Source organism: Plasticicumulans sp., assembly GCF_035331805.1.
Classification (GTDB): domain Bacteria; phylum Pseudomonadota; class Gammaproteobacteria; order Competibacterales; family Competibacteraceae; genus Plasticicumulans.
The window spans coordinates 1-5627 of sequence record NZ_DAOLKE010000236.1; the positions used below are offsets into that span (position 1 = coordinate 1).

The 5627-nt window shown below is 73.1% G+C and carries 5 protein-coding genes; 1 reads left to right on the forward strand and 4 read right to left on the reverse strand.

Annotation, left to right across the window (positions count from 1 at the left end):
• On the reverse strand, positions 1–1929 hold a 1929-nt coding region (locus PKE44_RS14165), incomplete at its 3' end, for an FUSC family membrane protein (protein WP_324552293.1).
• Between the two features lie 411 nt (positions 1930–2340).
• Here PKE44_RS14165 and PKE44_RS14170 point away from each other — a divergent pair.
• Complete coding sequence (locus PKE44_RS14170) at positions 2341–3144, forward strand: sulfite exporter TauE/SafE family protein (protein WP_324552295.1); 804 nt, start codon at positions 2341–2343, stop codon at positions 3142–3144.
• A gap of 120 nt (positions 3145–3264) precedes the next feature.
• Here the strand turns inward: PKE44_RS14170 and PKE44_RS14175 are convergent, their stop codons facing one another.
• The 3 genes from PKE44_RS14175 to PKE44_RS14185 all read right to left on the reverse strand — a co-directional run bounded on the left by PKE44_RS14175 (position 3265) and on the right by PKE44_RS14185 (position 5615).
• A complete protein-coding gene (locus tag PKE44_RS14175; RefSeq protein ID WP_324552297.1) occupies positions 3265–3975 on the reverse strand; it encodes a type 1 glutamine amidotransferase domain-containing protein in 711 nt (236 codons plus the stop codon).
• Positions 3976–4181: 206 nt separating this feature from the next.
• Positions 4182–4949, reverse strand: a complete 768-nt coding sequence (locus tag PKE44_RS14180; protein ID WP_324552299.1) for a sulfite exporter TauE/SafE family protein — start codon at positions 4947–4949, stop codon at positions 4182–4184.
• A gap of 96 nt (positions 4950–5045) precedes the next feature.
• Positions 5046–5615 (reverse strand): redoxin domain-containing protein, encoded by a 570-nt coding sequence (locus PKE44_RS14185; protein WP_324552301.1) that lies wholly within the window; start codon positions 5613–5615, stop codon positions 5046–5048.
• Positions 5616–5627: the final 12 nt, after the last annotated feature.

Sequence of the window (5627 nt, forward strand, 5' to 3'; positions counted from 1 at the left end):
GGCGCGCAGGCGCTCGGGCGCGTCGGCCTCGAACTCGCTGCCGCGGTGCAGGCGCAGCATGTGCAGCGCCACGAGCTGCGTGCCGAGCAGGTAGCCGAGCGCGACGTAGCGCTCCAGCGCTGCGACCGCGCGCTGCTGGTCGGGCGGCTCGGCGAGCATGCGCTCGAAGGCTCCGGCGAGCGCCACGACGGCGTCGTGGTAGCGCTTGCGCGCAAGGCGGTAGGCGAGTTCATCCATCGGCTCGGCGAGCGTGGCGCGCGCGTGCGCGCCGGCGGCATCGAGCAGGCCGCGCAGCAGCGCCGGCATCGCGTAGCGCTCCCAGCTCGGCAGCAGGTGGCTCGCACCGATCGACAGCAGTCCGCCGAGCACGGTGTCGAGCACGCGCGCGAGCATCGTCACCTCGCCGGCCCCGCTGCCGGTCAGGTGCACCTGCAGCAGCACGATCACGCAGCCGGCGGTGGCCGTGTAGCGGTAGCGCAGCGTCACGAAGGCGTGCGCGACGGTGTTGGCGACGAAGATCGCCGCGAGCAGCAGCACGGCCGGCGGCTCGGCCGCCAGCAGCGCCGCGGCCAGCACGCAGCCGGTCAGGTTGCCGAGCAGGCGGTCCTTCTGGCGCTGCTGCGTGATGCTGAAGTTCGGGCGCAGCACCAGCGCGATGGTCAGCACGATCCAGTAGCCGTGCGCCTCATAGGGCAGCACCCGCCCGAGCGCCAGCGCCGCCCCGACCGCCGCGCTCAGGCGCAGGGCGTGGCGCAGCAGCGGCGAGCGCGGCGCGCGGATCTGCGCGATCAGCAGCTTCAGCCCGGCGAGCGGCGGGCTGCGGAAGGCCGCGAAGTCGGCGCCGCCGAAGATCTCCGCCGGCGGCACCGGCCGGCTGGCGATGGCCGGCAACTCCTGGATGCGCACGACGCAGCGCTCGATCTTGGCGACGGTCGCCGCCAGCGCCGCGCGCGCCGCCTGGTTGTCCGGCGTCGGCGCCAGCGCATCGAGGCGCAGGCGCTCGTAGGCGAGCGCGTAGAGCTCGGGCTTGAAGCAGGCGGTCGCCGCCGGTGGCGGCTGGTCGCGCATCAGCGCCGCGGCGACCGTATCGAGCGCGCGCGCCGCTTTCAGCACCAGTTCGTGCAGGAAGTCGAGCGCATCGGCCCCGGCCAGCGTGCGGTGCAGCAGCGCGTGGTCGGTGTGCGCCGAGAGCACCGCCTCGTAGATGTCGAAGGCCGCGAGCAGCGTCGCGAGCAGCGTGCCGTCGGCCGGCGTGCGCAGCTCCTCCAGCACCAGATCGCGCGCCGCCTGCTGGCGCTCGACCAGCAGCGTCTGGCGGTGCACGAGCTGCGCGTAGCAGCGTTCGAGATCCGCCCCCGGCACGTAGCAGTCGGCCTTGGCGCGCAGGTATTCGGCAAGCTCGTGCAGGCTCTCGGCCAGCGCCTGCTGGCGCGTGCGCCGCGCCGCCGCGCGCGCGGCGACCAGGCCCCAGAGCAGGTAACCGCCGGCTCCGGCCAGGAACCAGCCGGCGTGCTGCCAGGGATCGGCCGCCGCCTCGTGGCTGCCGAGCGCCATCGCGGTGACGAACAGCGTGCCGACGCTGAGCGGCAGCGCCGCCCGGCCCCAGCCGAGCAGCAGTGCCGAGACGAAGGTGATGCCGAGCACGACCGCGGCGTTGAGCCACGGCGTGCCGGCACTGAGGCCCACGCCGAGTGTGGCCAGCGTGCCGAGCACGACCGCCGCCGGCATGAGCCGGCGCTTCTCGGCCAGCGGCCCGGGCAGGTCGGTCAGGCTCGTCCCGAGGGCTCCCGAGGACACCGCCGCCGCCGCGTGCGGCCCGAGCGTCGCCCAGGCCGCGAGCGTCAGCCCGAGCACGCCGAGCGCGACGCGCAGGCCGCTGTGCACGTAGTGGCTGTAGAAGTAGCGCTGCAGCAGCTGCGCGAAGCTCATCGACGGCGGTCTCCGGCGGCGGTGGGGCGGAGGCCAGTCTATGTGGCGGCGGGGCCGGCGGCGTCCGGGAGCCGTTTCCGGCAGGCTCCGGTGCGCGATGCCGATCACACGCAGCCGGCGCGGGGCTGAAAGCGCTTCTCAAACCGGCTCCGGTGGCCTCTGGCTGCCTGATCCTCGTGAGCTTCCGGCCGGAATTCCGGCTGATGTTCCGGCACGGGGGATGCCTCGGGCGGTCCGTCATGTCATTTTTGACCCGACAGAAGTCGCAGACCGGATCAGCGCATCCGCAACGGTGCATCGGTGCAATGACGGCATGGGCAGCAGGCAGCAGATGAATTTCCCGGATGGCGACAAAAACGAGCGGCCGGTACCGGTCCTGCGGCATGCAGCCGTCCGTCAGCGGGCGTGCCGGTGAACGCCCGGAGCCGCAACCGTCAGGGCTTCGTCGCCGGTTCCCTGATCGGCACCCTGGGCGGACTGATCGGCCTCGGCGGGGCCGAATTCCGGCTGCCGGTGCTGATCGGCGTGTTCCGGCTGGGGACGCTGGAGGCCGTGATCCTCAACAAGGCCATGAGCCTGGTCGTCGTGACCGCCGCGCTGCTGTTCCGGGGCGTCACGATCGCACCGGCCGCGCTCGGCGATCATCTCGACGTGATGCTGAACCTGCTCGCCGGCAGTCTCGCCGGTGCCTGGTGCGCGGCAGGCCAGGCCGTCACGCTGCCCCGGCGCTGGCTGGATCGCATCATCCTGGTGCTCCTGATCGGGCTGTCCCTGCTCATGCTGCTGGAAACCCGGGCCGGCCTGCACGAAGCCGGCACACCGCTGCTCGAACCCGGCCCTCTGCGCCTCGTGACCGGGGTGTTCGCAGGCTTCGCGATCGGCGTCGTCGCGGCGCTGCTGGGGGTGGCAGGGGGCGAGCTGCTGATTCCGGTCATCGTGCTGCTCTACGGCCTCGACATCAGGCTCGCGGGCAGCCTGTCGCTGATGGTCAGCCTGCCGACCATGATGGTCGGCTTCGCCCGCTACACCCGCGCCGAGGCCTTCTCGGTGTTGCGTCAGGAAATGCCGCTGATGGGCTCGATGGTGCTCGGCTCGATCCTGGGCGCGGCCGTGGGAGCCCTGCTGCTCGGGCGGGTGCCGACCGACTGGCTGACGGGGCTGCTCGGCATCGTCCTGCTGGTTTCGGCCCTCAGGATGTTCCCGCACGCGCGCTGACAGGGGCGCGGACCGGAGCCTTCCGCAGCCGCCGGGGCGCTTGCGGACACGGGTTGGCGGCAGGCGCCGTGCCGCCGGGGCGGGCGGCGCGGACATTTCCTGCGGATGCCTCGGTGCGGCTCAGGCCGGAGCGGGCAGCCCCGCACGCAGGGCATCGAGCACCTGCTGCGCGACCAGCGCCGAGGACTGCGGGTTCTGGCCGGTGATCAGGTTGCCGTCGCGCACCGCGTACGGCTGCCAGTTCGGACCGCCTTCGAAGAAGGCGCCGAGTTCGCGCAGCCGGTTTTCCAGCAGGAAGGGCACGGTGTCGCCGAGGCCGAGCGCGTCTTCCTCGGCGTCGGTGAAGCTGTTGACGTGCTTGCCTTCGAGCAGGAAGCGTCCGTCCGGGCCCTTGGCCGAGACCAGGGCCGCCGGTCCGTGGCAGAGCGCGGCGACGATGCGCCCGGACGCAAACGCCGTTTCGACCAGATGCGCGACCGCCGGGTCGGTGGCGAGGTCCCACATCGCGCCGTGACCGCCGGGCACGAACAGCGCATCGAACACGTGCATGTCGATGGCAGCGGCGCGCCAGCTCTGGCGGAGCTTCTCCCGGAGCGCCTCATCGGCCTGCAGGCGTTCGACGGCCGCGGGCAGCGGGCCGTCGGCGGTCTCGAGGCTGCGCGGATCGAACGGCACCGGCCCGCCCTCCGGCGAGGCGAGGTCGACGTGGCAGCCGGCATCGGTGAAGGCGTAGTAGGGCACGGCCAGTTCCTCGGCCCAGACGCCGGTCGGGTGACCGCTGTCGCCGAGGCGGTCATGCGAAGTCACGAGCATCAGCACGCGCAGGTTCATGTCGGGTCTCCTCTGGTGTTCCCGTGGTCAGGCACAGGCAGCAGAGTCGCCGGCCGGCAGGGCGGTTCAGCGGACCGGGGCCGGAGTGCGGACGGGAGCAGGATGCCCGGGCGCTGCGGGTGCGCAGGCGCGGGGCGGCGGCAGGGCCATGACGGTCCTGAGGTCACCGGGGGCGCCGGGGATTCCCGATGCGGGCGGCGGTGTCCTCAGCCGCCGCCCAGCGCCGCCAGCGCATCCCACAGCAGCTTCGCGCCGGTCAGCGCCAGCCCGGCGTAGCAGATCGCGTAGAACGGCTTTTCCGGCAGCCGCGCATGCAGCACGACGCCGAGGCGCACGCCGACGAGGGCCAGCGGCAGCAGCGCCGCGGCGGTGACGAGGTTGGCGTCGCCGAGCTGGCCGAGCAGCGCGTAGGGCACGAGCTTGGTGTAATTGACCACCGCGAAGAAGAACACGGTCACGCCGATGAACTCGGCGCGCGGCAGGCGCTGCGGCAGCAGGCAGGCGGCGAGCGGCGGGCCGCCGGCGTGGGCGAGATAGCTCGTGAAGCCGGCGAGCGCCCCCCAGCCGAACGCACGCGTCACCGACACGGCACGCGCCGGCGGCTGGCGGCCGCCGCGCGTCTGCCAGACGTGATGCGCGGTGAAGGCCAGCGCCTCGATGCCGACGATCAGCTTCACCCAGGCAACGTCAACGTGCTGCCAGGCCCAGGCACCGGCGAGGATGCCGAGCAGCGCCCCCGGCAGCAGCCTGCGCAGCTGCCGGGCGACCGGCACGTGCCGGAAGGCCCAGAGGCTTGCCAGATCCATCACGCACAGCACCGGCAGCAGCACGGCCGCCGCCTGCACCGGCGACACCGCCAGCGACAGCAGCGGCACGCCGAGCACGCCGAGTCCGCCGCCGAAGCCGCCCTTGGACAGGCCGACGATCAGCACCGCCGGCACGGCGGCGAGCCAGAAGGCGGGGGAATCGATCATCGGCGGGCGGCTCCGGGCAGCTCTGCTTTGCAGAGCCCGCGACGGTAGCCGCCGGCCGCGCGCGCCGGCCAGCGCGGCGCGCGCATCGCTGCTCTGTCAGCTCGCGTACTTGACCGTGCAGCCGTAGGGCCGGGTCACGGCCTTCTCGACCGGCTGGCCATCGAGCACCTGATGCAGGGCGTTGCGCAGGTACGGTTCGGCCTTGTCGATGTCGGCGGCGCGCGCCGACGGGATGCTGTCGATGCCGCCCATGTAGCGCAGCGTGCCGTCCGGGCCGATCACGAACATGTGCGGCGTCACGCGTGCGTCGTACAGATGGCCGAGCCGGCCGTCCGGATCGAGCAGCACGGCGCTCGGCGCGGCCTTGCGCTCGGCGTTCAGGCGCTCGGCTTCCTTCGCATCGGCGTAGCCCTGTTCGCCGGGCGCCGAGGAGATCACCGACAGCCAGACGACGCCGGCGGCGGTTGCCTCGCGCTGCAGCTTCTGCATGTTGTCGGCGCCGTAGTGCTTGCCGACGTACGGGCATTCGGCGTTGGTCCATTCGAGCACGACGGTCCTGCCGCGCAGGCCGTCGAGGCTGACCGTGCGCCCCTGCGTGTCGGTGGCCGTGAACGCCGGGGCCGGCCTGCCGACCTCGGGGCTGGCCGCCTGCGCCGCGGGCAGCAGCGCGCCGGCCCC

Coding starts and splice junctions, on each gene's coding strand:
- PKE44_RS14180 (WP_324552299.1), bottom strand. CDS start 4,949: ATGATCGATTCCCCCGCCTTCTGGCTCGCCGCCGTGCCGGCGGTGCTG.
- PKE44_RS14175 (WP_324552297.1), bottom strand. CDS start 3,975: ATGAACCTGCGCGTGCTGATGCTCGTGACTTCGCATGACCGCCTCGGC.